Genomic DNA, 26,007 nt, shown 5'->3' on the forward strand with positions numbered 1-26,007 from the left:
GCTGCTCAATGGGCAGTAATCTTGGGGTCAGCGATTCTGGCCCGGAACCCAAAGCACGTCGCCGGCGCCATTATAGTTAGCCGCGCGGCTGGCCACGAACAGGAAATCCGACAGGCGGTTCATATATTGGATGCCAGCTGCGCCGACCGGCTCTCTTGGCTGAGCCGCCAGTTCCACCATGACACGTTCCGCCCGGCGGCAAATCGTGCGGGCGACATGGAGGTAGGCGGCGGCCGGCGTACCGCCCGGCAGCACGAAGGACGTGAGTGGTGCGAGCTTGTCGTTGAGCGCGTCGATATCGCGCTCGAGCCGCTCGACCTGGCTGGCAACCACCCGCAAGCGCTCCGCTTTGCCTTCTCGTTCGGGCACCGCGAGATCGGCACCGAGATCGAACAGATCGTTCTGGATGCGGCCGAGCATCGCATCGAGCTCCGGCGCATCCCTGGTGTGAAGGCGCACCACGCCGATCGCGGCATTGGTTTCGTCGACCGTGCCATAGGCCGCGATGCGCAGATCATATTTCGGACGGCGCTCGCCGGTTCCGAGCGCCGTCGTGCCGTCGTCACCGGTCTTCGTATAGATGCGGTTGAGCACGACCATGTTAACGCCCCATCGCCCAGACCGCGATCATGGCAATGACGATCGCGATAAACTGAAGCAGCACGCGCCAGCGCATCAGCTTCTGCGAGGTGTTGGGCGAGCCGCCACGCATCATGTTGACGAGACCGAGCAGCAGCACGATCGCCACGGCGCCGGCTGCCACCGGCAGGATGAAAGTACTCAGGATAGATGCCATTTGGGGGTGATAACACCGTGTGCGGCGCTCCGCCATGGCGTTCCCAATCTGGCTTTTAGGCCAATAATATCAGAAGCTGGCCCGATGATTTCCGATTTGCGCGCATTGCCTGCCTTCTTCGCCTGTCCCCGCGTGCGGGGAGAGGGAGCGCTGCGGGGCGGGCTGTGAAGGCAATCCGATACGTCTATGTCGTCGTCGAGGACGCCTTTTACACGTTCCTCGCCGACGACGGCTGGGCGATCGCGAGCCACATCGCGCTGTCGACGCTGATGGCGCTGTTCCCGTTCCTGATCGTGCTGACGTCGCTGGCCGGCTTCTTCGGCTCCAAGGAGCTCGCCGACCAGGCGGCCGGGCTGATGCTCCAGGTCTGGCCGAAGCAAGTGGCGGATTCCCTCTCCGGCGAGATTCACGACGTGCTGACCACAACCCGCACCGGCGTGCTGACGATCGGCGCGGTGCTGTCGGTCTATTTCGCCTCGAACGGCGTCGAAGCGTTGCGGGTCGCGCTGAACCGCGCCTATGCGGTGGTGGAGATGCGGCGCTGGTACTGGCTGCGGCTGGAATCGATCGGCTACACGCTGGTCGCGGCCTTCACCGCGCTCGCCATGGCGTTCCTGATCGTGCTCGGCCCGCTCTTCATCGAGGCGGCGCGGCGCCACATTCCTCTGTTCGTCGAATCCAACGAGAGCATCCTGACCTGGCTGCGCTACGGCATCACCATCGGCGCGCTGGTGGTGGCGCTGCTCATCCTGCATGCCTGGCTGCCGGCGGGGCGACGCAGCTTTTTCCAGATTCTGCCCGGCATCGTCTTCACCATCGTGGCCTCGCTGATCTCGGGCATCGTGTTCGGCCAGTACCTGGCGCGCTTCGCCAACAATTACGTGACGATGTATGCGGGGCTCGCCTCGGTGATCATCGCGCTGGTGTTTCTGTATTTCATCGCCGCGATCTTCGTCTTCGGCGGCGAGCTCAACGCCGCGATCATCAAGTCGCGACTTCCTCACGGCGTTTCGCTTCAAGCAGCGCAGTCGCTAAAGCCCGCGGGGACACAGGCTTGACCAGGAAGGCGTCGGCACCGGCCGCGCGCGACGCCGCCTCGTCCTCGCCGCGCCCGGACACGCCGATGATCGGGATCTGAGCCAGCGGCGCCTGCATCGTGCGGATCCGCCGGATCGCCTCGACACCGTCGATGCCCGGCAACACCATGTCCATCAGCACTGCATCGAAGCCGCCCTGCGCGAGCCGGTTTACCGCGTCCTCGCCGCGCCCGATGAACTCGGCATGATGGCCGAGCTCGGTCAAAATGGTGTTGAGCACGACACGGCCAAACGGATTGTCTTCGACGCTGAGCACGCGCAGCGCCGCCAGCGGATCCGCCGCACCGCTGCCAGGCTTACGCGACTTCGCCGGCTCCGCCGCATCGAGCGACACCGTCAGCGTGAAGGTGGCGCCACCGCCGCGCCGGGGCGCCACCGTGATGTCGCCGCCCATCGCGCGCGCCAGCTGCTTCACCGAGGACAGACCGAGCCCGGCGCCGCCGAAGCGCGAGGCGATGGTGACATTGGCCTGGGTGAACGGGCGGAACAGCCGCTTGATTTCGGCCATGGTCAGGCCGATGCCGCTGTCGGACACCGCGAAGGCGACGCCGACCCGGCGCTTGTCTTTCGCTCTGCCCTTGCCGCTGCCCTTGGCGGGACGCCAGGGCGTCGCCGATATCGCGACGCCGCCCTGGTCGGTGAATTTCACGGCATTGTCGATCAGGTTCTCGAGCGCGGCGCGCAAGCGGACAGAATCGCCAACCACGAGGCCCGCCAGCTTATCGGAGATCTCGACCTCGGCCTGGAGCCCCTTGGCGGCGGCGCGGCCAGCAAGCGAATCGCCGGTGCTGCGGGCGAGTGCCCGCAGATCGAACAGATCCTGCCGCAAGGTGCTGCCGCCCGCGCCCTTGCCGGTCTTGGCGGCATCGACGAATAGCGTGGCAAGGTTCGCCAGATGCTCGGCGCCAGCCTTGATGGTGTCGGCCCAGCGTCGCTCCCGCTCGCCGAGATCGGAGGTCGACAGCAGGTCGCTGATCGCGAGAATGCCGGTCAGGGGGGTGCGGACCTCGTGGGCAAAGGCTGCAAGCGCGGCCTGGATCACGTCAGGCGCGACAGCCCCCGTGCTACGCTTGCGCAACCTCCCGGCCGCCCCGGACCGCTTCCGAGGCGGTGGCCTGGACTTTCGCGTGGTGCGCGCTGCGCGCGTTTTCGCCGCCATAAATCCCCTTCGAAGTATCCTCTTCGAACCCCCCGGGCTATCGGCCAAGCATCGCACGGCGGAACCCCCGGAGTCACGGCGACGTTTTGCTAACCCCCAGAGAAACTTAGCCTAATCCCACGGACATGCGGATACCGGCGGTCGAGTGGCCTGCCGCGCGTAACTCCCGCAAGCCGGTCGAGCGGTCCGATTTCGACAGCTTCCGCCCGTCGGCGTCGCGAATCAGGGGGTGGTGGCGGTAGGCGGGCTCCGGCAGGCCAAGCAAGGCCTGGAGCAGGCGGTGGACCGAGGTGGCGTGAAACAGGTCCTGGCCGCGCACGATCTCGCTCACACCCTGGAGCGCGTCGTCGACCACCACGGACAGATGGTAGCTGGTCGGCGTCTCCTTGCGAGCCAGAATCACGTCGCCCCACGCCTCGGGCCGCGCGGCGACCATGCCGCGCTTGCCATCGGGGCCCTCGCCCAATTCGTTCCAGGTCAGGCCGGCGGCGCGCTGGCAGGCGGCCGCCATGTCGAGCCGCAACGCGTAAGGCGCGCCGGTCTCGATCAGACGCGACCGCTCGCCGGCCGCCAGCGCTTTCGCGTCGCCGGGATAGAGCGGCGCGCCGTCAGGATCGCGCGGCCATGGTCCGTCGACCTCACGCGCAGCCACGAGCCTGGCAATCTCGGCGCGGCTTTCGAAGGCGGGATAGACGAGGCCGAGCGCGACGAGCTTGCCCAGGGCGTCGCGATATTCGGCAAGATGCTCCGACTGCCGCCGCACTGGCGTCTCCCAGGTGATCCCCAGCCAGGCGAGATCCTCCTCAATCGCCGTCTCGAACTCCAGCCGGCACCGCGTCGCGTCGATGTCTTCGATCCGCAGCAACAGCCGCCCACCGGTTTCGCGCGCGCGATCGAAATTGAGCAGCGCCGAATAGGCGTGGCCGAGATGCAAGTGGCCGTTCGGGCTGGGCGCAAATCGGAAAACGGGTGGCGGCATTTGGCAAGATCTCGTCATGGCCGGGCATAGCCGTCAAGGACGGCGTCGCTTCCGCCAGCCTATAACCCGCGCATCCATCTTCCAGGACTCTGTTACGATAGGAGATGGATGCGCGGGTCAAGCCGCACATAACGAGTTGAGCCATAATGACCATCCACCTCGAAACCCAGTCCGACCTCGACGAAGCCGTCCATACGCTGATCAAGCGCGATCCGCGCCTCAAGCCCGTCCTCGAAATCGCAGGCATGCCGGCCTTGCGGCGGCGGGAGCCGGGGTTTGCGGGGCTTGCCCATATCGTCTGCGGACAGCAGCTCTCGACCGCGAGCGCGGCGGCGATCTGGGGACGGCTGTCCTCCGCCTTCGATCCGTTCGACCATGAGGCCGTGCGCCGCGCCCGCACCGATCGGCTGGGGCGGCTCGGCCTGTCCGCGGCCAAGATCAAGACGCTGAAACATCTCGCGCGCGAGCTCACCGCGCAGCGGCTGAACCTCGACGTGCTCGCGGAGGAGGATGCCGAGGCTGCGCACCACACGCTGATTGCGCTGCCGGGCATCGGGCCGTGGACAGCCGATGTCTATCTGCTGTTCTGCCTCGGTCACGGCGATGCCTGGCCGGCCGGCGATATCGCCGTGCAGGAGGGGATCAAGGTTGGCCTCGGCCTTTCGGCACGGCCGACGGAAAAGCAGATGGCGCCGATCGCCGAACCCTGGCGTCCGTTGCGTGGTGCTGCCGCGCATCTGTGGTGGAGCTATTACCGCGCGGTGAAGAAGCGCGAGGGCGTCATCGCTGGCGAAGCAAACGTTGTTTCAAACAATGTTGCTGTTGCAAAGGCCTCACGGGTGAAAGAGAAGATGCCGGCACGGAAAAAGCCGGGACCTTCGTCATGACATCGACCGACTTCATCGTTGCGCGCAACGATCTCGGACAGTGCAAGCTGATCGAGACCGCCATTCCGGATGCAACCACGTTCCCCGCCGATGCCGTTCTGGTGAAAGTCGAGCGCTTCGCGTTCACTGCCAACAACATCACCTATGCCGTGATGGGCGACGAGCTGAAATACTGGCAGATCTTTCCGGCGCCGCAGGGCTTTGGCAACATCCCGGTGTGGGGCTTTGGCGAGGTGATCGCCTCGAAACATCCCGGCGTCGCGGTCGGTGAGCGGCTGTTCGGCTATTTCCCGATGGCGACACATCTCGTCATCGAGGCCGCCGACGTCAGCAAGCGCGCTCTTCGTGACGGCGCCGAGCATCGCAAGCAGGTCTCGCCCGTTTACAATCTCTATTCCCGCGTTACCGACGACCCCGGCTTTGCGGGACATCAGGGCGACCTTCAGGCGCTGCTGCGGCCGCTGTTCATGCTGTCGTTCCTTGTCGACGACTTCCTCGCCGAGAACGACGACTTTGGCGCGAGCAGCGTGCTGCTCTCCAGCGCCTCCAGCAAGACCGCGTTCGGGCTTGCTCATCTCCTGCACAGCCGCGGCCGCAAGGTGATCGGGCTGACTTCGGCCGGCAACGCCGGCTTCGTCGGCTCGCTTCCTTGCTATGACGAGGTCGTTACCTATGATCGCGTCAGTGCACTACCGACCGATGTACCGGTCGCCTTCGTCGACATGGCCGGCAGCAGCGCGCTGCGAACCGAGTTGCACCGATATTTCCGCGACCAGATGAAATGCTCCGTGCGCGTCGGTTTGACGCATCGCGCCACCGAGCCCGACGAAGGCGAATTGCCCGGCGCAAAACCGCGCTGGTTCTTCGCACCCGACCACATCCGCAAGCGGGCGAAGGATTGGGGCCCCGGCGGCATCGAGCAGCGCTTTGGCGCGGCGTGGTCCGGTTTCGCACCGATGCTGGAGCGATGCCTGAGCGTCGTCGAGAGCCGCGGGCCCGAGGCGGTGCAGCGGGTCTATCTCGACACGCTGAAAGGGCGCATTCCGCCTGAGCAGGGCCACATGCTCTCGTTGCTCGGGTAAAGCGCTTTTGACGTAGCCTGATCCAGTATAGCGTTCGACCTCAGAGGAAGCACCGCGAAGACGGCCACGAGGTTGCGCATGTTGGATCGCACGAAAGATATCGCCGTCTCCGCGCAAGCCTGGCTCGATGAATTCGAGCGTGCGCTTGGCAAACCTGATGGCGCAGCACTCGAGCGGCTCTTTCTCGCCGACAGTTTTTGGCGCGATGTGCTGGCGTTGAGCTGGAACCTGCAGACCCTTGCGGGCCGCGATGCAATCTCGCCGGCGCTAACCGTGATCGCGCCCAAGGCGACACCAAGCAATTTCAAGATTGCGCCGAACCGTGCAGCGCCGCGCTGGGTGACGCGGACCGGCACCAACAATATCGAGGCGATCTTCAATTTCGAGACCGCAGTCGGCCACGGCAGCGGCATCGTGCGCCTCGTGCCCGATGCCGCCGACGGCGACCGTCTGAAAGCGTGGACGCTGCTCACTGCGCTCGACGAACTCAAGGGCTTCGAGGAACAGCTCGGCACCTCGCGTCCGCGCGGTCAGGCCTATTCACGCGATTTCCGTGGGCCGAACTGGCTCGACCTGCGCAACGCCTCGCGCGACTATGCCGACCGCGATCCCGCCGTGCTGGTGGTCGGCGGCGGCCAGGCCGGGCTTGCGATCGCGGCACGGCTGAAGCAGTTGCAGATCGATACGCTGATCGTCGATCGCGAGGCGCGGATCGGCGACAATTGGCGCAAGCGCTATCACGCGCTCACCCTGCACAACCAGGTGCAGGTCAACCACCTGCCCTACATGCCGTTCCCGCCGAGCTGGCCGACCTACATTCCCAAGGACAAGCTCGCGAACTGGTTCGAAGCTTACGTCGACGCAATGGAGCTCAATTTCTGGACCGGCACCGAATTCGAAGGCGGCGCCTATGACGAGGCCAGGGGACACTGGACGGTGACGCTGCGCCGCGCCGACGGCAGCAAGCGCACCATGCATCCGCGTCATGTGGTGATGGGGACCGGCGTCAGCGGAATTGCCCATGTGCCTGATATTCCGACGCTCGATCGTTTCAACGGCACGCTGCTGCATTCCAGCCGCTACGAGGACGGCGAGAACTGGCAAGGCAAGCGCGCCATCGTCATCGGCACCGGCAACAGCGGTCACGACATCGCGCAGGATCTTCATTCGAGCGGCGCCGCGGTGACGCTGGTGCAGCGTTCGCCGACACTGGTCACCAATATCGAGCCGTCGGCGCAGCTCGCTTATGCGACCTACAATGAAGGTACCCTCGAGGACAACGATCTGATCGCGACCTCGATGCCGACGCCGCTCGCCAAGAAAACGCATGTGATGCTGACCGAGCAGTCGAAGGAACTCGACAAGGAGCTGCTCGACGGCCTCCGCCGCGTCGGCTTCAAGCTCGACTTCGGCGAGGCCGGCACCGGCTGGCAATTCAAATACCTGACGCGTGGCGGCGGCTATTATTTCAACGTCGGCTGCTCCAACCTGATCGTCGAAGGCGCGATCAAGCTGAAGCAGTTCGAGGACATCGACAGCTTCACGGCCCACGGCGCCCAGATGGAGGACGGCACGACCATCGCCGCCGATCTCATCGTGCTGTCGACGGGCTACAAGCCGCAGGAATACCTCGTGCGAAAGCTGTTCGGTGACGGCGTCGCCGACCGCGTCGGCCCGGTCTGGGGCTTTGGCGACGGTTTTGAGCTGCGCAACATGTATGCGCGCACGGGGCAGCCCGGCCTGTGGTTCATCGCTGGCAGCCTCGCGCAGTGCCGGATCAACTCGAAATTTCTCGCGCTGCAGATCAAGGCGGTCGAGGAAGGGATTTTGCCACGGAACCCGACTGCATACCAGCACGACAGAGGTAACTGAAGAGGGACCACACATGCCAGCCATTCTCGGCACCGGCGAGCACCGCTACCGCGTCGTCGACAATTTCGCAAAGCTTCCCGACGGCTGGCAACTCACCGACGTCGCCTCGGTGGCGGTCGACAGCAAGGACCGCGTCTACGTCTTCAACCGCGGCGCCCATCCGATGGTGGTGCTCGATCGCGAGGGCAATTTCCTGCGCAGTTTTGGCGAAGGCCAGTTCTCCCGCGCTCACGGCCTGCACATCGACGCCGACGACAATCTCTATTGCACCGATGACGGCGACCACACCGTGCGCAAATGCACCACCGACGGCAAGGTGCTGCTGACGATCGGCATTCCTGCAAAGCCTTCGCCGTTCATGAGCGGTGAGCCCTTCCACCGCTGCACCCACACCGCGCTGTCTCCGAAGGGCGAGATCTACGTCTCCGACGGCTATGGCAATGCGCGCGTTCACAAATACACACCGGACGGCAAACTTATCAAAAGCTGGGGCGAGCCTGGTACCGATCCCGGCCAGTTCAACATCGTGCACAACATCGCCACCGATGCCGACGGCTGGGTCTACGTCGCCGACCGCGAGAACCATCGTGTGCAGGTGTTCAACGGCGAAGGTAGATACGAGACGCAGTGGAACAATCTGCACCGCCCCTGTGCGCTGTGCTGTTGCGGCGGGGGCAAGAGCCCGACCTTCGTCATCGGCGAGCTCGGCCCGGGCATGGCCGTCAACCGCAAGGTGCCCAATCTCGGCCCGCGACTGTCGATCGTCGACGCCACGGGAAAGCGCATCGCGCGGCTCGGCGGCGAGGAAGGCCCGGGTGTCGCCAGCGGAAAGTTTCTGGCACCACACGGCATCGCACTGGATTCGAAGGGCGACATCTATGTCGGCGAAGTCGGCGTCACAGACTGGAAGACGAGCTTTCCGGACGAGGAGATGCCGGCCTTGGTGCGCGGCACGCGGTGCCTGCAGAAGCTGGAGCGGGTACGGGAATAGCTGCCGGGGCAAGCGCACGACGCGCTGGTCAAGACGTTTCCCGACCCCCTCCCCAAAATCGCGGCGTTTTTGAGCGTTCGCCACCCCGCCGCCTTATTGCTTGCGCCTGAATAAGTCGCTCAACGGGCTTCACAATCCCGTCACGCTGCATGTAGTATGTCAATACATGCTGCTTCGCAGCGTATATTGGAGGCCAGGAGCGTTACTTGAACGCACATGTCTCGCAAGGCAGTTGGCCGGTGCTGGTCCTCAACGCGGACTTCCGGCCGCTGAGTTACTACCCACTGTCTTTGTGGTCGTGGCAGGACGCGATCAAGGCGGTGTTTCTCGATCGCGTCAATATCGTAGCGCATTACGATCAGGCGGTTCACAGTCCCACGCTGCAAATGCAGCTGCCGAGCGTGGTTTCGCTCAAATCCTTCGTCAAGCCGACCACGCACCCCGCCTTCACCCGGTTCAACGTCTTCCTGCGCGACCGCTTCAATTGCCAGTATTGCGGCTCGCCCGAAGACCTCACCTTCGACCACATCATCCCGCGCAGCAAAGGCGGCCAGACCACCTGGGAGAACGTGGTCGCGGCATGCTCGCCCTGCAACCTGCGCAAGGGCAATCTCACCCCGGTGCAGGCCAAGATGTTTCCGCGCCAGCACGCGTTCGCCCCGACCGTGCACCAGCTCCACCGCAACGGCCGCCTATTCCCGCCGAATTATCTGCACGAGAGCTGGCTGGACTATCTCTACTGGGATACGGAGCTGGATCCGTAGGGGGCAACAGCCAGATCGATGCGGCCATACTGGAAGGGCGGCTCCGCGCGACTCTGGTCGGCGATTTCCCGGGCTATCGGATCCGACCGTTCGTGCCAGCCCGTCGTTAACGATGGCGAGCGGCGGATTCGGATTGCAAATTGCGCTCAAAGCCCGAATCCGCTCCCGTTTGTTACCGTCCCTTAAGGCTCGCTCGGCAATCTGAGCTGCAAAGCGCAGCTGCGCCGTCTCGTCGTAAGGTCGTCATCCATGCTCACCGCAACATTGGAGCAGATCCAGGCCTCGCCACGGAAGCGGACGATCTATGTCTGCGTCATCCTCTCGCTCCTCGCAGCCATACTCGCCTTCAAGGCCTTCCGGTTCTTCGAAGGCGGCCTCTGGTACGGCAGCCAGACACCCGACTTCGCCGCCTTCCATATCGTCGCGCAACGGATCTGGCTCGGGGATCTCGACCTGACCTACCAGTTCACGTCGTTCACGAAGATGCAGCTCGCGGCGGCCGGCGGTGCGGTCGGCGTCATGTCTTGGACTTACCCGCCGCAATTCGACCTGCTGCTTGCGCCTCTCGCGTTCCTTCCGGGCTGGGCCGCCTATTTTCTCTTCACGGCGATCACGCTGGCGGCCTATCTGATGACACTCCGCGCCATCGCCGGAAACAACTTCGCACTCGTGCTCGTGGTGTTTTTCCCGGCCATCGCGATCACGATCGCTATCGGCCAGAACGGCCTGTTGACCGGCGCGCTGATCGGCCTGGTCTGCATCAACGCGGAACGACGCCCGGTGCTTGCCGGCGTTGCGCTCGGCCTGATGGTCATTAAGCCCCATCTGGCCATAGCGGCCGGCATCTACATGCTGTCGACGCGTCGCTGGCCGGCGGTGCTGACCGCCGCGGTCGTGGTGGTCGCGAGCTCGCTGGTCTGCACGCTCGCCTTCGGTCCGCACATCTGGGGCGCGTGGCTCGGCAGCATCCGGGAAGCCGCAGGCTTTCTGGAGGAGGGCCGCTATCAGCTGTCTCGGATGATCTCGGCCTATGCGGCCCTGTACCAGGCCGGCCTCCCCGCCGCTGGGGCGTTCTGGGGACAGATGGCAATGGCAGGTCTCGCGCTGGTCGCAGTCGTACTCGCAGTCGCTCGCGGACCGTCTCCCCGCTTCGCGCTCGGCATCGTCGCGGTCGTCTCCGTGATGATCAGCCCCTACGCCTACGACTATGACCTGCCGATCGTGGGGATCGGGCTTGCACTGCTGCTTCCGGGCCTTGCCAGCCTGGCGAGCTCGCGCGAACGCGGCGCGATCTACGCCCTGCTCCTGCTGGCCAACGCCTATGGGCTGCTGCAATCAGCCTGGTTCTCCGCCGAAAACGTCACCGCGGGTGACCTGCAAAATCACGTGGCTCCTGCCGTTGGCGGCTTCGCCCTGATGGCGGTGCTCGCGATGCTGTTGAGGTGCCTGCTGCGCGACGCCAAGCCTGCCGCCATCCGCCTGCATGGCGAGCCTGCATAGCTCCGGGCACCAAAGCGATTACGTGCGCTGCAAGGCCAGCGTCACGCCACCGAGCGTGAGCACCATCGCCGTCCATTCGCGCAGCCCCAGCGGTTCGCCCAGAATGATCCCGGCGGAGACCACGCCGATCACGGGAACGACCAGCATCCCCGTTGAAGCCGAGATCGGCGGCAGGCGGCGCAGCGTCTCGAACCAGGTGACGTAGCAGACGCCCATCGGCACCAACGTCATATAGACGAAGCAGCCGAGCCCCAGCGGGGTGATCGCGGTGATATCAGGATGTTCGAAGAGAATGCCGAGGACCAGCATGGTGGCGCAGCCGAGCCCGACCTGCCAGGCGACGACGACCAGCGGGGGCATCGGCAGCGGCTTGCGGTTGAGCACATTGCCGAGCGCGAACAGGATGGCACATAGCAGCGCCAGTCCAATGCCGAGCAGCTTCTCGGTGCCGAACGCAAGGCCGTTGCCGCTCAGCAGCAGCGCCACCCCGGCGACGCCGAGGACGAGCCCGAAAATGTCCCGGACAGTTGGCGGCGTATGTAGCACCGGCCAGGCGAACAGCATGGCCCAGATCGGCATGGTGTAGGCGAGCAAGGCGCCCTCCCCCACGCTGACATATTTCATCGCGACCGTGCCAAGCCCCATCCAGGCAAAGACATTCGTCAACGTCGCGAACAGCAGCCGCGGGATCGCCTCGCGCGGAACGGCAAGCTGCTCCTTCCGGGCAAGCGCCAGAGTGGCGAGGATGAGCGAGGCACAGACGCCGGCGAGGCCACGGGCGAACAGCGGCGGCCATTGCTGGAGCAACAGCTTCATCAACGGCCAGTTCAGCGCCCAGCCGATCGCCGTCACACCAAGGCAAAGGAAACCGATCGTCCTGTCGCGCCGCGCCGAATCCATGACCAGCGCTTAGCAGGCCGATCATGCCCGCTCCACAGCGATTGGCGCATGCGGGCCATGGCGGGCGACGGAACCGGAAAGGCCCGCGCCCGTTCAGATCCAAGACGCCGCGGCGGCTGACGCCGCAGCGCAACCGACGGAGGCTCACCATGCCCGCAGCCGAGAAGGATCATGTCTACAAGATCCTTGAATTGGTCGGATCGTCCGAGACCTCGATCGAGGACGCGATCAAAAACGCGATCAGCCGCGCGTCCAAGACCGTGCGCGAGATGAAATGGTTCGAGGTGGTGCAGACGCGCGGCCACATCGAGAGCGGAGCCGTGCGTCACTACCAGGTGACCCTGCGCGTCGGGTTCACGCTGGATGCATGAGCCGGGCTTGCGCCCGGCAGCGCTTTGGATATCACTCAGTCGTGGCCGGGCGCCCTGACCGGACCTAGGGTGCTGCCGTGACCGATGATATCAAGCTCGTCCTCTTCGACGTCGACAACGTTCTCTGCGACTACGCCAGGGGAAAGCGGGTCGCACGCCTGGCGGAACTTGCAGGGACCAGCAGTGAGTTCGTCTACCAAGCGATCTGGGAGTCCGGGTTCGAATTTCTCGGCGACTCCGGCGCTGTCGATGCGCAGGATTATTTGCGCGGATTTGGCGAACGCATCGGCTATCCCCTGTCCCTGGATGAATGGGTCGAGGCGCGGCGACTTTCGATGACGGCCGACCTCGCGATGCTGGAGATTGTCGGCCATCTTCGCGGATCGGTCGATATTGCGATCCTGACCAATAACACCACGCTGGTCTCCGATCACATCGACCGGCTGCTGCCTGAATTGCGTCCGTTGTTCGGCGCCAGGATCTACACCTCGGCCCAGTTCAGGACGGCGAAGCCCGACCCACTCTGCTATCGCCTCTGCGTTTCAGAGCTCAAGGCCAGACCCGAGACCGTCCTCTTTGTCGACGACCTCGCGGCGAATGTTGCCGGCGCACGGCAGGCCGGTCTCCTTGCGCATCACCACACGTCCGTAGAAGCGTTCAGGCAAGCCCTTTCAGGTTACGGCCTGCTGCGCGGACGGTGAGCGAATTCGACGTCAGATCAGCTCGACACCGCGTCGCTCCGGGATGAGCACGAGCAACGCCACGATATCGATCAGGTAAAGCAGCGCGAGGCCTGCGATTGCGGTCGGGAAGCCGTAAGCGGCGCTGACGACGCCGACGACCAGCGGACCGAAGCCGGCAACCGCCCGACCGATGTTGAAGAACACGTTCTGCGCAGTGGCGCGCGCCGCGGTCGGATAAAGCTCGCTCATCAGCGCGCCGTAGCCGCCGAGCATGCCATTGACGAAGAAGCCCATCACCGCTCCGCCGATCAGCAGCGCACCGGCGGTGGTCAGCTGCGAATAGACCACCACCATCACGGCTGCGCCCAGCATGTAGGTCAGAAACGCCGCACGGCGGCCGAAACGATCAGCCGCATGACCAAACACGAAGATGCCGAGCGCCATGCCCGCGATGGTGACGGCCGTCCAGAGCGCCGATTGCGTCAGGCCATAGCCGAACCGCGTCGAGAGATAGTTCGGCAGCCAGATCATGATGCCGTAATAGCCGAAATTCTGCACCGAGCAGAGAATGATCATTCCGATGCCGATCCGGGTCGTCTCCGCATCGGCCACGAGCGCGCGCAGCGACGAGCCGGTATTCGCCGTATTCGCCTTGTGCGCGATGAAGACGTCCGGCTCGTGCAGCTTGCGCCGGATCACGTAAGCGACCACCGCCGGAAACACGCCGAGCGCAAACATCCCGCGCCAGCCGATGATCGGCAACAGCACCGGCGTCACCAGCGCCGCCGTGAGCACGCCGAACTGCCAGCCGAGCCCGACATAGGACGTAGCCCGCGCGCGCTTGGTCGCAGGCCAAGTCTCGGCCACCAGCGCCATTCCGATGCCGAATTCGCCGCCGAGACCAATGCCGGCGATGGCCCGGTAGGCCAACAGGTCCCAATAGCCTTGCGCCAGTGCGCACAGGCCGGTGAAAACCGCGAACAGGACGATGCTCCAGGTCAGCACCCGCACCCGGCCAAGCCGGTCCGACAGCATGCCGAAGACCAAACCGCCAACGACCGCACCGACCAGCGTTCCCGTCACCAGCGAGGCTGCCTGCGGCTGCGTGAGATGAAGGTCTTTCGAAATCGCCGTCAGCATGAAGCCGAGGATGAGAAGGTCGAACCCATCCATGGCGTAGCCGAGCGCCGATCCCCACAGCGCCCGGCGCGCTTCCGCATCGCGATCCGTTGCACGGTCCATATCAACCGCACCGAGAGTCACATCCTGTACCTGGCTCATGCGTCCCCCTACGCCAGCCGGTCCCTTGGGATCAAGGCCTCCAGGGACCTATGCACCGCGCAACTCAGGCCAGATGGCACGCCACGAAATGCCCCCCTGCGCCTTCCTTCAGTTCCGGCGCACTTTCCGCGCAACGCGGCTGGGCGATCGGACAACGGGTGTGGAAATGACAGCCTGACGGCGGCTTCATCGGGCTCGGCACGTCGCCCTTGAGGCGGATGCGGCTGCGCTTGAGCTTGGGATCCGGCACCGGCACGGCGGAGAGCAACGCCTTGGTGTAGGGATGCTGCGGATTGCGATAGAGGTCACTCGCCTTCGCCAGCTCGACGATGCGACCGAGATACATCACCGCGACGCGGTCGGAAATGTGCTCGACCACCGAGAGGTCGTGCGCGACAAAGAGATAAGTGAGGTTCAACTCGGCCTGGAGATCTTCCAGGAGGTTGATGACCTGCGCCTGGATCGAGACGTCGAGCGCGGACACCGGCTCGTCGCAGACGATCAGCTTCGGCTCGACCGCGAGCGCACGCGCGATCACGATGCGCTGACGCTGGCCGCCGGAGAATTCATGCGGGTAGCGACGCATGTGCTCGGCCTTGAGGCCGACCTTCACGAGCAGGCTTGCGACGCGATCCTCACGCTCCTTGGCCGTTGACCCAAGCTTATGAATGATGAGGGCTTCGCCGAGGATGGAGCCGACGGTCATGCGTGGATTGAGCGAGGCGAACGGATCCTGGAACACCAGCTGCATATTCCGCCGCATCGCGCGCAAATCGTTGCCGCCGAGCTTGCCGACGTCCTGGCCGTCGAACACGACTTCGCCGTCGGTCGGCTCGATCAGGCGCAGCACGCAGCGCCCGGTCGTCGACTTGCCGCAACCGGATTCACCGACGAGACCGAGCGTCTCGCCGCGATTGACCGAGAACGACACGCCGTCGACCGCATACACGGTGCCGACCTGGCGCGACAACAGGCCGCCGAGCACGGGGAAATATTTCTTCAGGCCGCTGACGCGGAGCAGAGTTTCGCTCATGCCGCGCCTCCCAATTGCGTATCTCCGAGATGGCAAGCCATGCGATGACCGGGCGCGATCTCGCGCAGCAGCGGCTCTCTCTCGGTGCAGACGTCCATGGCATGACGGCAGCGAGGAGCAAAACGGCAGCCGACCGGCGGATTGATCAGGATCGGCACCGAGCCGCCGATCGCCTCGAGCCGCGTCTTGTGCTCGCTGTCAAGATCGATACGCGGGATCGAGCGGATCAGGCCCTGCGTATAGGGATGACGCGGATCGGCGAAGAGAGCGTCGACATCGGCTTCCTCCACCACCTTGCCGGCATACATCACGACGACACGCTGCGCCGTCTCGGCGACGACGCCCATGGCATGGGTAATCAGCATCACCGCCATGCCGAAGCGTTCCTTCATGTCCTGGAGCAGATCGAGGATCTGCGCCTGGATGGTGACGTCGAGCGCGGTGGTCGGCTCGTCGGCGATGATGAGCTTGGGCTTGCAGGCCAGCGCCATTGCGATCATCACGCGCTGGCGCATGCCGCCGGAGAATTGGTGCGGATAATTGTGGACCCGGCCCTCGGCGTTGGGGATCTGGACCAGCTTCAGCATCTCGATAGTGCGCTCGAGCGCCTGTTTTCTGGTGACGTTCTCATGCCGGCGCAGGCTCTCCGCGATCTGCTCGCCGACCGTCAGCACCGGATTGAGCGAGGTCATCGGCTCCTGGAAGATGAAGCCGATCTCCTTGGCGCGGATCTCGTCGAGCTGGTTGCTCGACAGCGGCACCAGATCGCGGCCCTCGAAGATGATCTCGCCGGCTGCGATGCGGCCCGGTGGCATCGCGATCAGTTTCAGGATCGACATCGCGGTGACGGTCTTGCCGCAGCCGGACTCGCCGACGACGCAGAGTGTCTCGCCCTTGTTGATGGTAATGTCGACGCCGTCGACGGCCTGCAGAATGCCGTCGTCGGTGGAGAAGTGGGTCTTGAGACCTTTGATCTCGAGCAGCGGCGCCATCAGATCACCCGTCGCGCATCGAGCGCGTCACGCAAACCGTCGCCGATGAAGTTGATGGCGACCACCGCGATGAAGATCGCGCCGCCCGGGAACAAGGCCCAGTGCGGGCCGATGTCGAGAAAGTCCTTGGCATCGTACAGCAGCCGGCCCCACGTCGGGGTATCCGGCGGAAAGCCGAGGCCGAGGAAGGACAGCGTCGATTCCGCGATGATCGCGGCGGCAACATCGATGGTGCCGGCGATGATCACCGGACCGAGCGCATTGGGCAGGATGTGCTTCACCACCTGCCGCACCGGACTGGCACCGAGCGCACGCGCGGCCTCGACGAACTCCTTCTCGCGGATCGAGAGGAACTGCGCGCGCACGAGCCGTGCGACCGGCATCCAGCGCAAGCCGCCGATGACGAGGACGATCAGGATGAAGATGCCGCCCTCGGGGCCGAACACCTGCTTCAACCCGTCACGGAACAGATAGATCAGCAGCAGCAGCAGCGGCAGTTGCGGCAACGACAGAAAGAGGTCGGTGAGCCACATCAATCCGTGCCCCAGCGCGCCGCGTGACATGCCCGCAAGTGCGCCGACCAGCGTGCCGATGAACACCGAGACCAGCATCGCGGCCAATCCGACCGCAAGCGAGATACGCCCGCCATAGATCATGCGCGCCAGGATGTCCTGACCGAGATCGTCGGTACCGAAGGGATGCGCGAGCGAAGGCCCTTGCATGCCCGCCACGATATCGATGTCGTTGATCGAGACACGCCAGATGAAGGGACCGACCACCACCGCAAGAATCAGGATGAGAAGCAGGAACGCACTGACGACGGCAAGCTTGTGGCGGCTGAAGCGCCGCCACGTCTCGCGCCAAGGCGAGTAGGCGCCCCGTTCAGCGGAGGGAGATGCGAGGGTCAAGCCAGCCATACAGCACATCCGCGATGAGATTGAAGAGCACCACCAGACAGGCGAACACGAAGGTCACGGCCATCACGACCGGGGTGTCATTGGAAAGAATCGAAGTGATCAGCAGCGAGCCAATGCCTGGAATGCGAAATATCTGCTCGGTGACGATGGCGCCACCAAACACCGCAGGCATCTGCAGCGCGATCAGCGTGACGACCGGAATCATGGCGTTGCGCATCACATGCTTGACGATGACCTTGGCCTGCCCGAGGCCCTTGGCGCGCGCCGTGGTGACGTAGTCGAGCCGGATCACGTCGAGCATCGCCGAGCGCACGAAGCGCGTCATCGACGCCGCCTGGAACAGCCCGAGCACCGCCACCGGCATGATCGCCTGCCGGACCATCTCGAGTACATAATGGATGCCCGTGGCCTTGATGTCCGTGGTGTAGACAAACGGCAGCCAGTCCAGCGTGACCGAGAAGATCAGGATGAACAGAATGCCGGTGAAGAAGGTCGGCAGCGAGAAGCCGACAAAGGCGAGCGTATTCGCGATCTGGTCGAACAGCGAATAGGGCTTTGTCGCCGCGTAGACGCCGACGGGAATCGCGATCAGCAACGCCAGGATCTGCGCCGAGCCGATCACGTAGAGCGTGGCCGGCAGGCGCTGCAGGATGAGCGTGTCGACGTTCATCCGGCTGACAAAGGAAAAACCCCAGTCGCCGTGCAGCATGGCGTTGAGCCAATGCAGATAGCGAAGGTAGATCGGATCGTCGAGACCGAACCTGGCCCGAAGCGCAGCTTGCACTTCGGGCGGCACGTTCGGATTGGTCGCAAGCTCGCTGAAGGGGTCGCCCGGCGCGAGCGCCAGGACGACGAACAGGACGAGCGAGATTCCGAGCAAGCTCGGAATCGCGATCATCAGACGGCGCAGGACGTACTGACTCATGAGCGAATAATCCGCCTAGACGCCCGTGCTCAGCCCTCTCGGTACCAGTCCTGCAGATTGTCAGTCTGGTTGGCCCAGCCCGACAGCGCCGGCCGAAGCGTGTTGCTGGCAGCCTCCACCGCGAGACGGTGCATCACGGGAATGACGACGGTGTCCTGCCACATCAAGTCATTGCACTTGATGTAGAGCGCCGCGCGCTTGACCGGATCGATCTCGATGTCGGCGGCGTCGATTGCCGCGTCGAATTCCTTGTTGATCCAGCGCGGGAAGTTCTGGCCCTGCCACTTGTTCTCCTTGGTAGCCACGTTGCGCGAATGGTAGCGGCGCATATGGAGGGCCGGATCGGGCTGCGTCATCGGGATCTGGAACATCTCGATGTCGGCGTAGAACTTTGAATAGGTATCGGGGTTGGCGACGTCGGAGGAGAAGAACACCGAGGCCACGACCGATTTCAGCTCGACGTCGATGCCCGCCTTCTGGCAGGCCTGCTTGACGATCGCCTGGGTCTTCTGGCGCGGACCGTTGATCGAGGTCTGGTAGACGAACTTCAGCTTCTTGCCGTCCTTCTCGCGAATGCCGTCGGCACCGGCCTTCCATCCGGCCTTCTCGAGCAGCGCGATCGCCTTGTCGACACTGAACTCCCATTTGGTGTTCTTGGACACGAAGTCATCGGGACCATTGAGATAGTTCGCGGTGGCGCGGCCGGCGCGGCCGTAGATCGCCTTCTTGATGGAGTCGCGATCGACCAGCAGCGCGAGCGCCTGGCGCACTGCCGGGTCCGACAGGGACGGATGCTTGGTCTTCAACGACGAACGCTCGCCGTCGACCTCGGTGTTGGGATCTGTGAAGTTGATGGCGATGAACTCGATGTCGCCGCCGACGGCGTAGAGGGTCTTGCCCTTGCCGCCCTTTTCCAGGCGCAGCAGGACCTCGTCCTCCACCTGCATGTTCCAGGCGAAATCATATTCGCCGGTCTGGATCACGGCGCGTGCCGCCGAGACCGCGTCACCACCGCCCTTCATTTCAACGCTGTCGAAGAACGGCCGGTTGGCCATGTGGTAGTCGGGATTGATCTCGCCGCGCACCAGATCGCCCGGCTTGAACTCGACGAATTTGTAGGGGCCGGTACCGACCGGCTTCAGATTGTTCGGCGCCTCGCGCGATTTCGCGCCCTTGTACTCGGCGAACAGATGCTTCGGGATGATGCAGCCATAGGCGCCGACGAAGGCGTTGGCCCAGAACGGAGTCGGGTTCTTGAAGGTGATGCGGACGCTGAGGTCGTCGATCTTCTCGACGGTGAGGTCGCTATAAGGACCGCTCGAAACCGCTGCCGTGGCAGGGTCACTGGCATATTCCCAGTTGAACACGAGGTCGTCGGCGGTGAGGGGCTTGCCGTCGTGCCATTTGACGCCGGGCTTGAGCTTCCAGATCACGGTCTTCGCGTCGGCGGACAGGCCGCCATTCTTGATCGACGGAATTTCGGCGGCGAGGATCGGATTGAGATGGCCGTCGACGTCCCAGCTTGCGAGCGGCTCATAGAAGAGACGCGAACCGTCCTGATCCTTGGTGCCGGTCGCGAAATGCGGATTGAGCAAGGTCGGTCCCTGCCACCACAGCAGCTTGAGCGGGCCGCCGCCACCGCGTTTTGTCGGCGGATAGGGCGACGGGCTCTGGGCCATGGCGACGCCGCCGATGGCGAGGATCTGGTTGGCCATGGGGGCGGTGAGACCGACGGCGGCCAGGCGCCGAATGAAGGCGCGGCGATCCATCCGCCCGTCCTTCACGTCACCGATCATCGAACGCAGTTCTTTGTCCAGCATGGTTGTCCCCCGTCTGGTTCCCGTATGGATGCAGGCGGCCGCGGGACGGCCGCCGGGTTTTGGCTGGCGGTAGATGGCACACTGAATAGGCCGCGCGTCAACTGCGACCGTGTGTGTGCAAACGGTCTTCTGGCTGTCTGTTGAGCAAAACTACCTTCCGCAGCCCAACGGTTCGGCATTCCCGCGTCAAAATCCGCCGGAAACCAAGTTGCACTGCGGAAAATTTGTTCTCCAGATCAGACGAAGTATCGAGATCGAATTCTACGCCACGGACATATCGAGCGGCGGCGCAACATGGTCCGGCAGCGGGCAGATATAAGGCGTCTTGGTCGTCCGCTTCGTGAGGTCAGCCTTCGCGGCCTTGATCAGTTCCGGTTCTGTCAACGCCTTGATGCCAAGGCCGGCCATCGCCTTGGCCGCCTGCACCATCGCCTTGTGGGCATGCGGGCTCTTGCCCTGCGCCACCACCTGCCAGGTGTGGAATGGCGTACCGATTGCAACCGTCGGTGCGTGAACCTGCACGGTCGGCACCACCCAGCTCACGTCGCCCACATCGGTCGACCCCACCAGCGGGTTACGCTTGGCGTCGAGCGGCACCAGGAAGTCGGCCAGCGGCCGATCGGTCGGCTCCATGCCGATCGCGTAGTAGACCGACGCGATGTCCTTGTCGGTCAGCGTGCCGCGAATCTGGCTGGCAAAGCCCTTGTCGGCGTCGTCGAAATGCGGCGGTCCAAGCTCCTCCATGACCCGATGCAGCGCCTGCTCCAGCGGCGTGTTCGGCAGGATGTTGGAGACCGCGGAGATGATCTTCATCTCGACCTTGGTCTCGGTCATCAAGGCCGCGCCCTCTGCAATCTTGCTGACGCGCCCGACCAGCTCGTTCATGCCGGGGAGATCACGGGCGCGAATGGAATAGCGCACGCGGGCATGGGCCTGCACCACGTTGGGCGCAATGCCACCGGTGTCGAGCAGCGCGTAATGCACGCGTGCGTCGCTCGGCATGTGCTCGCGCATATAGTTCACGCCAACATTCATCAGCTCCACTGCGTCGAGCGCGGAGCGGCCGAGATGGGGCGAAGCCGCCGCGTGCGAGGTGCGGCCGGTGAAGATGAAGTCGGCGCGGGTGTTGGCGAGCGACGGCGTCACCGCAACTTCCCAGAAGCTATGCGGATGCCAGGTGATGGCGATATCGGCGTCCTCGAATGCGCCGGAGCGCACCATGAAGGCCTTGGCCGCGCCGCCCTCTTCCGCCGGGCAGCCGTAATAGCGCACGCGACCCGGGACCTTGTTCTCGGCGAGCCAGTCCTTGACGGCCGTGGCGGCGAGGAGCGCCGCGGAACCGAGCAGATTGTGGCCACAGCCGTGACCGTGACCGCCGGTCTCGACCGGACGGTGCTCGGCAACACCAGCCTCCTGGCTCAGGCCCGGCAGCGCGTCATATTCACCCATGAAGGCGATGACCGGACCGCCCTCGCCCCATTCGCCCATCACAGCGGTCGGAATGCCCGCCACTTTCTCGGTGATGCGGAAACCCTGGTGGCGCAGCTCAGTGAGATGCTCGGCGGCGGAACGCGCCTCGGTGTAGCAGACTTCGGGCATCCCCCAAACCTTGTCGCTAAGGTCGATGAAACGTCCCTTGATCGTGTCGATGCCACGCCAGATGTCGCTGCGATTGTCCATGGTTTGGTCCGTGATCTCTTGGTCAAGCGAAGCCGCAATGGTTAGCAGCTTCATTGAACCCCGCCTAGCATCTCGCGGGACACCAGCCATGCGACCGATGCCGGATTGGGCAGCTGCCGACCGACTTCAGGCGAACAATTCCTGTCATGTTCGGAAATCGGCGGTGCGACTTCTGAATAGTTGCGGTCAAGTCTTTCAAGACGGCCTCCTCCGGCCTAAATTATGCTTGCTTCGCGCGCCGTTCCGCAGCCATGGCGGAGCGATGCTCTCAGCCAGGAGAACTCGATGGCCGCCTTGACCGAATGGAGAGTACCGCCGGCCAATCAGCCGCGAGCGAGCGATTACGGCTTCGATCTCGACCGTGCTCTCGCCTCCGTCGTCGGCCTGCACGCCATCATCCCGCCGGACGCCTTCAGCGCCGAAACGCTAGGCACCGAGCGCGCCGGTAACGGCGTCGTCATCGACGACGGGCTGGTGCTCACCATCGGCTATCTCATTACCGAAGCGGAATCTGTTTGGCTTCACCTCGGCGATGGGCGCGTTGTGGAGGGACATGTGCTCGGCTTCGATGCCGTCACCGGCTTCGGCCTGGTGCAGGCGCTCGGCCCGCTCGACATCGAACCGCTGCCGCTCGGCTCGTCGGCGCAGACCCGGCTTGGCGATCGCGTCGTCGTCGGTGGCGCCGGAGGCCGCACGCGATCGGTCGCGAGCCAGATCGTCGCCAAGCAGGAATTCGCCGGCTACTGGGAGTATCTGCTCGACGAGGCCTTGTTCACCTATCCCGCCCATCCGAACTGGGGCGGCACGGGACTGATCAACGAGCGCGGCGAACTGATCGGCATCGGCTCGCTCCAACTCGAGCGAGAACGCGACGGCAAGGCTGAGCACGTCAACATGATCGTGCCGATCGACCTGTTGACGCCGATCCTCGACGATCTCCGCAAGTTCGGCCGCGTCAACAAGCCGGCGCGCCCGTGGCTCGGACTCTATTCGACCGAGATCGACAACCGCGTGGTGGTCATCGGAATCTCCGCCAACGGTCCCGCCGCGCGCGCGGAACTCAAGACCGGCGACGTCATTCTTGCCGTGGATGGCGACAAGGTCACGAGCCAGACGGAGTTCTACAAGAAGATGTGGGGCCTCGGCGCCGCCGGCGTCGACGTGCCGCTCACCGTGCATCATGAAGGCGTCACCTTCGACGTCACGGTGACCTCGACCGACCGCTTCAAGCTTCTGAAAGCGCCGAAGCTGCACTGACCCAGCCAAAGGAAGCGGCGATGACCGAGGCCGTCGTTGACGACATCGTAGCCGTGCTGCCGCCGCTGCTCAATGCGCTGGAAGCGCTCGGCTACTTCGCCCGGCATTTGCATCCGCCGGCCTTCGCTACGGTGATGAATGCCATCGGCGCGCCGGACGATGCGCTTCAGTCGGCACATGCAGCGATTGGAGAATGGCCGGAGCAATTCGCCGGACTGCGAGACCGGCTCGATCGCGCCTGCAACGAGACACTCGCCGCTTTCGCCGGCATCCGCGACGTCGAGCGCGGCAATGGCGATCTTGTCGCTGTCTTCCGTGCGCTTCGCCATCTGCCCCGCGCGCAGGAAGCGCTGTATCCTTTATCGACCCAGTTTCCGCCGGTGAGCAACTTCTTCCTCAACACCGCCAGTCGCGGCAATGACGATCTGCTGGCGCGGCTGGAGGCCGGTACCAGCGAGAACACCGGCGTCTTTCACGATCACAACGAACCCGCCAGCCGCGGCGGCTTCTCGGTCTATGTGCCCGAATATTACACGGCCGATCGCACCTGGCCTCTGGCGATGGCGCTGCATGGCGGCAACGGCAACGGGCGTGGCTTTCTGTGGAGCTGGCTGCGCGATGCCCGCAGCCTTGGCGCGATTCTGGTGGCGCCGACCGCAACTGGCCAGACCTGGGCGCTGATGGGCGACGACACCGACACGCCCAACCTGATGCGGATCCTCGAAACCGTGCGCGGCCGCTGGTCGATCGATGCCTCACGGATGCTGCTGACCGGCATGAGCGATGGCGGCACCTTCAGCTATGTCAGCGGGCTGGATCACGCCTCGCCCTTCACACATCTCGCACCAGTCTCGGCGACCTTCCATCCGCTGATGGCCGAGATGGCCGACGCCACGCGACTGCAGGGCCTGCCGATCTTCATCACCCACGGCAAGCTTGACTGGATGTTTCCAGTGCAGACCGCACGGCAGACGCAAGCGGCACTCACCGCCGCGGGCGCCAATGTCACATACCGCGAGATCGACGATCTCAGCCACACTTATCCGCGCGAGATCAACACCGAGCTGCTGCAATGGCTGAATGAGGGATGAACGAGTCGTCCTTAGCTGCGCCGTCGTGCCGCGGAACCATCATTCCGGGCCGACGTTATCCGCCCGTCACCGGAGGTTCGCTATGCAGACTTTGTTCGGAATGATTTTGGGTGCGCTGCTGCTCGGCTGCGGCGTGTATGTCTACGATTCCATGCAGACGTCGTCCGTCGCCAATGGAGAGGTCGCGACTGCCAATCGCACCATCGTGAACTGGGATGTCGCCAAGGCCGACTGGAATGCGCTGCAAGACCGCGCGCACAGGGACTGGGTCCGCATCTCGTCCAAGTAATCGCGATCGACCAGACATAAACAAGGCGCCGTCGCATCCGCGGCGGCGCCTTTGTCGTGGCTGCGATCAGCCTAGCTCAGTTCATCTTGGCCTTGCGGGCGTCGGCGATGACCTGCTCGAACTCGGCCATGCTGAGCACACCGGGCACGCGGTACTTGCCAACGATGAAGGACGGCGTGCCGCGGAAGCCGAAGGCTTCGGCCTGCTCGTTGTTACGCTTGAGGATACCGTCGATGTCCTTGCCGTGCGCGGTGAGGTCGCTCTTGAGTCGGTCCATGTCGACGCCGGCAGCTGCCAGCAACTCGTTGACGCGCGACTCCGTCAGGCGCGAGCTGACGCCCATCATGGCGTCGTGGGCCTTGTGGTATTTGTCCTGATACTTCGCCGCGAGCGCAATCCGGGCGGCCGTTACGGAGACGGGCCCGAGGATCGGCCAGTCCTTCAAAACCAGCCTCACCTTGCCGTCGTCCTGAATGACCTGGCGCAGCTCGGGCTCGAGCTTGCGGCAATAGGGACAGTTGTAATCGGACCACTCGATGATGCTGATGTTGCCATCAGGATTGCCGGCAACGGGGACATCGGGATCGCGCAGCACCTTGGCTTCGGTGAGCACTTCGTCATCACCGGTGGCCGCCTGCGCCAAGGTCATACCGCCGGCCGCGATGGCGCCTGCCCCGATCAGCGTCAGCGCCGCGCGGCGCGTCGGCCCAAGGCCCTTAGTCCTGAATCCAGCCATATCTCGTCCCGTTTCGGTCCCATCACCGCAATTACGGCTCAGGACCGGGAAGTGTTACGCTCCATATAGAGTGTCGCGAGGGCGATGTCATCGCACCAGCAGCGTGACCACCAGGGGGACCAGGAACGAGGTCAATGGCAGGCCGATGCCCAGGACCACGGCCTCGCCGATCAATTGGCAGAGCAGGATGAGGCTGAGACTCGCAAGCATGACGCATCAAGGGATGCGCCACGAGGCCTGTCAATTGCTGCGCTACGCGCGGGCCGCAACGCGGGGCAGCATCGCCATCAGCGTTCCGGTCATCGTCGCGATCAGCGCGGTCTTGCCCTGGTGCTCGGCGAACGCCTTCGCCTCGCAGAAGGTCAACGTACGGCCGGGCTTGACCACCTCGGCCTTGAACACAAAACGTTCGCCCCGGGCGGGAGCGAGCAGCGTGGTCTTGAACTCGACCGTGAGGATATCGGCCTCGGACGGCATCAGCGTGAAAGCGGCGACACCGCAGGCGTTGTCGAGCCCGGCGGTGATGATGCCGGCATGGATAAAACCGTTCTGCTGCGTGAATTCAGCTGAGTGCAGCATGGCCAGCTCGACCTCGCCCGGCGCGAGGCGGACGATTACGATGCCAAGCGTGCGCATCGCCGGCTGTCCCTCGAACATAGCGATGGCCGCCGCACGGTAGCCCGGGTTCTTCGGCTCGAACGCAGCCATGGCTCAGGCCTCGACCGGTTCGGCAAGATATTTGAGCGCGGTCTCCCGGAATTTGCCGACATACCACATGATGTTCATACGACCGACATGATCGCACTGCCACGGGTAAACCGTGCCGCGATAGGTCGCCTCCCGCTCCATCGCCATTTGCTGCCCGTCTGTCTTTTGATCTTGATACGGTAGCGTATCAAGCATGA

The 26,007-nt window shown here is 64.2% G+C and carries 28 protein-coding genes; 12 read left to right on the forward strand and 16 right to left on the reverse strand.

Going from position 1 to position 26,007, the window contains the following annotated elements; all coding sequences use genetic code 11:
* Positions 1-27 precede the first annotated feature (27 nt).
* Positions 28-600, reverse strand: a complete 573-nt coding sequence (locus tag K3F49_RS30210) for a cob(I)yrinic acid a,c-diamide adenosyltransferase (RefSeq protein ID WP_234684539.1) — start codon at positions 598-600, stop codon at positions 28-30.
* 1 nt (position 601) lies between these two features.
* Positions 602-796, reverse strand: a complete 195-nt coding sequence (locus tag K3F49_RS30215) for a twin transmembrane helix small protein (protein WP_234684540.1) — start codon at positions 794-796, stop codon at positions 602-604.
* A gap of 164 nt (positions 797-960) precedes the next feature.
* On the opposite strand from K3F49_RS30215, the gene K3F49_RS30220 reads away from it, so the two are divergent.
* Positions 961-1,854, forward strand: coding sequence for a YihY/virulence factor BrkB family protein (locus K3F49_RS30220; RefSeq protein WP_234684541.1), 894 nt, complete (start codon positions 961-963; stop codon positions 1,852-1,854).
* Here K3F49_RS30220 and K3F49_RS30225 read toward each other — a convergent pair.
* Positions 1,781-3,052 (reverse strand): ATP-binding protein, encoded by a 1,272-nt coding sequence (locus K3F49_RS30225; protein WP_234684542.1) that lies wholly within the window; start codon positions 3,050-3,052, stop codon positions 1,781-1,783. The genes K3F49_RS30220 and K3F49_RS30225 overlap by 74 nt on opposite strands.
* 106 nt (positions 3,053-3,158) lie before the next feature.
* Entirely contained in the window at positions 3,159-4,031 is an 873-nt protein-coding gene (gene gluQRS, locus K3F49_RS30230) for a tRNA glutamyl-Q(34) synthetase GluQRS (RefSeq protein ID WP_234684543.1), read from the reverse strand.
* A gap of 146 nt (positions 4,032-4,177) precedes the next feature.
* On the opposite strand from gluQRS, the gene K3F49_RS30235 reads away from it, so the two are divergent.
* The 6 genes from K3F49_RS30235 (at position 4,178) to K3F49_RS30260 (ending at position 11,127) form a co-directional block, all read left to right on the forward strand.
* The gene (locus K3F49_RS30235) at positions 4,178-4,918 is read left to right on the forward strand and encodes a DNA-3-methyladenine glycosylase family protein (protein WP_234684544.1); all 741 of its coding nucleotides are present in this window, start codon (positions 4,178-4,180) and stop codon (positions 4,916-4,918) included.
* Complete coding sequence (locus tag K3F49_RS30240) at positions 4,915-6,000, forward strand: DUF2855 family protein (protein WP_234684545.1); 1,086 nt, start codon at positions 4,915-4,917, stop codon at positions 5,998-6,000. The genes K3F49_RS30235 and K3F49_RS30240 overlap by 4 nt, the downstream gene beginning before the upstream one ends.
* Before the next feature lie 78 nt (positions 6,001-6,078).
* Positions 6,079-7,872: a flavin-containing monooxygenase gene (locus tag K3F49_RS30245; RefSeq protein WP_234684546.1), complete on the forward strand. Its 1,794-nt coding sequence runs from the start codon at positions 6,079-6,081 to the stop codon at positions 7,870-7,872.
* 13 nt (positions 7,873-7,885) lie between these two features.
* A complete protein-coding gene (locus tag K3F49_RS30250) occupies positions 7,886-8,863 on the forward strand; it encodes a peptidyl-alpha-hydroxyglycine alpha-amidating lyase family protein (protein ID WP_234684547.1) in 978 nt (325 codons plus the stop codon).
* A 206-nt stretch (positions 8,864-9,069) separates the two neighbouring features.
* Positions 9,070-9,627, forward strand: coding sequence for an HNH endonuclease (locus K3F49_RS30255; protein ID WP_234684548.1), 558 nt, complete (start codon positions 9,070-9,072; stop codon positions 9,625-9,627).
* Between the two features lie 249 nt (positions 9,628-9,876).
* On the forward strand, positions 9,877-11,127 hold the full coding sequence (locus tag K3F49_RS30260; RefSeq protein WP_234684549.1) for a glycosyltransferase family 87 protein: 1,251 nt from the start codon (positions 9,877-9,879) through the stop codon (positions 11,125-11,127).
* Positions 11,128-11,145: 18 nt separating this feature from the next.
* Here the strand turns inward: K3F49_RS30260 and K3F49_RS30265 are convergent, their stop codons facing one another.
* Positions 11,146-12,027: a DMT family transporter gene (locus K3F49_RS30265; protein ID WP_234684550.1), complete on the reverse strand. Its 882-nt coding sequence runs from the start codon at positions 12,025-12,027 to the stop codon at positions 11,146-11,148.
* Between the two features lie 149 nt (positions 12,028-12,176).
* Here K3F49_RS30265 and K3F49_RS30270 point away from each other — a divergent pair, with 149 nt between their 5' ends.
* Both K3F49_RS30270 and K3F49_RS30275 read left to right on the forward strand, forming a co-directional pair.
* Complete coding sequence (locus K3F49_RS30270; protein ID WP_234684551.1) at positions 12,177-12,398, forward strand: dodecin; 222 nt, start codon at positions 12,177-12,179, stop codon at positions 12,396-12,398.
* A gap of 77 nt (positions 12,399-12,475) precedes the next feature.
* Positions 12,476-13,099 carry an HAD family hydrolase gene (locus K3F49_RS30275; protein ID WP_234684552.1) on the forward strand — a complete coding sequence of 208 codons (624 nt, stop codon included), beginning with the start codon at positions 12,476-12,478 and terminating at the stop codon, positions 13,097-13,099.
* Between the two features lie 12 nt (positions 13,100-13,111).
* Here K3F49_RS30275 and K3F49_RS30280 read toward each other — a convergent pair whose 3' ends face one another.
* The 7 genes from K3F49_RS30280 to K3F49_RS30310 all read right to left on the reverse strand — a co-directional run bounded on the left by K3F49_RS30280 (position 13,112) and on the right by K3F49_RS30310 (position 21,729).
* Positions 13,112-14,362: an MFS transporter gene (locus K3F49_RS30280; protein WP_234684553.1), complete on the reverse strand. Its 1,251-nt coding sequence runs from the start codon at positions 14,360-14,362 to the stop codon at positions 13,112-13,114.
* 64 nt (positions 14,363-14,426) lie between these two features.
* Positions 14,427-15,395 (reverse strand): ABC transporter ATP-binding protein, encoded by a 969-nt coding sequence (locus K3F49_RS30285; protein WP_234684554.1) that lies wholly within the window; start codon positions 15,393-15,395, stop codon positions 14,427-14,429.
* Complete coding sequence (locus K3F49_RS30290) at positions 15,392-16,387, reverse strand: ABC transporter ATP-binding protein (protein ID WP_234684555.1); 996 nt, start codon at positions 16,385-16,387, stop codon at positions 15,392-15,394. Before K3F49_RS30290 ends, K3F49_RS30285 begins: the two co-directional genes overlap by 4 nt.
* The gene (locus tag K3F49_RS30295; protein ID WP_234684556.1) at positions 16,387-17,304 is read right to left on the reverse strand and encodes an ABC transporter permease; all 918 of its coding nucleotides are present in this window, start codon (positions 17,302-17,304) and stop codon (positions 16,387-16,389) included. The genes K3F49_RS30290 and K3F49_RS30295 overlap by 1 nt, the downstream gene beginning before the upstream one ends.
* Positions 17,270-18,229, reverse strand: coding sequence for an ABC transporter permease (locus K3F49_RS30300; protein WP_234684557.1), 960 nt, complete (start codon positions 18,227-18,229; stop codon positions 17,270-17,272). Before K3F49_RS30300 ends, K3F49_RS30295 begins: the two co-directional genes overlap by 35 nt.
* 29 nt (positions 18,230-18,258) lie before the next feature.
* A complete protein-coding gene (locus tag K3F49_RS30305; RefSeq protein WP_234684558.1) occupies positions 18,259-20,049 on the reverse strand; it encodes a peptide ABC transporter substrate-binding protein in 1,791 nt (596 codons plus the stop codon).
* 261 nt (positions 20,050-20,310) lie between these two features.
* Entirely contained in the window at positions 20,311-21,729 is a 1,419-nt protein-coding gene (locus K3F49_RS30310; RefSeq protein WP_234684559.1) for a M20 family metallopeptidase, read from the reverse strand.
* 285 nt (positions 21,730-22,014) lie between these two features.
* On the opposite strand from K3F49_RS30310, the gene K3F49_RS30315 reads away from it, so the two are divergent.
* The 3 genes from K3F49_RS30315 to K3F49_RS30325 all read left to right on the forward strand — a co-directional run bounded on the left by K3F49_RS30315 (position 22,015) and on the right by K3F49_RS30325 (position 24,366).
* Positions 22,015-22,986, forward strand: a complete 972-nt coding sequence (locus tag K3F49_RS30315) for a S1C family serine protease (RefSeq protein ID WP_234684560.1) — start codon at positions 22,015-22,017, stop codon at positions 22,984-22,986.
* A gap of 20 nt (positions 22,987-23,006) precedes the next feature.
* Positions 23,007-24,077 carry a carboxylesterase family protein gene (locus K3F49_RS30320; protein ID WP_234684561.1) on the forward strand — a complete coding sequence of 357 codons (1,071 nt, stop codon included), beginning with the start codon at positions 23,007-23,009 and terminating at the stop codon, positions 24,075-24,077.
* 82 nt (positions 24,078-24,159) lie between these two features.
* Positions 24,160-24,366, forward strand: a complete 207-nt coding sequence (locus K3F49_RS30325) for a hypothetical protein (RefSeq protein ID WP_234684562.1) — start codon at positions 24,160-24,162, stop codon at positions 24,364-24,366.
* A 76-nt stretch (positions 24,367-24,442) separates the two neighbouring features.
* Here the strand turns inward: K3F49_RS30325 and K3F49_RS30330 are convergent, their stop codons facing one another.
* The 4 genes from K3F49_RS30330 to K3F49_RS30340 form a co-directional block, all read right to left on the reverse strand.
* Positions 24,443-25,102, reverse strand: a complete 660-nt coding sequence (locus K3F49_RS30330; RefSeq protein WP_234684563.1) for a DsbA family protein — start codon at positions 25,100-25,102, stop codon at positions 24,443-24,445.
* Between the two features lie 87 nt (positions 25,103-25,189).
* A complete protein-coding gene (locus K3F49_RS39260; RefSeq protein WP_276575430.1) occupies positions 25,190-25,312 on the reverse strand; it encodes a hypothetical protein in 123 nt (40 codons plus the stop codon).
* Between the two features lie 42 nt (positions 25,313-25,354).
* Complete coding sequence (locus K3F49_RS30335; RefSeq protein ID WP_234684564.1) at positions 25,355-25,810, reverse strand: PaaI family thioesterase; 456 nt, start codon at positions 25,808-25,810, stop codon at positions 25,355-25,357.
* Between the two features lie 3 nt (positions 25,811-25,813).
* Positions 25,814-25,957 carry a hypothetical protein gene (locus K3F49_RS30340; protein ID WP_234684565.1) on the reverse strand — a complete coding sequence of 48 codons (144 nt, stop codon included), beginning with the start codon at positions 25,955-25,957 and terminating at the stop codon, positions 25,814-25,816.
* Positions 25,958-26,007 lie beyond the last annotated feature (50 nt).

Source organism: Bradyrhizobium monzae, assembly GCF_021458635.1.
Classification (GTDB): domain Bacteria; phylum Pseudomonadota; class Alphaproteobacteria; order Rhizobiales; family Xanthobacteraceae; genus Bradyrhizobium.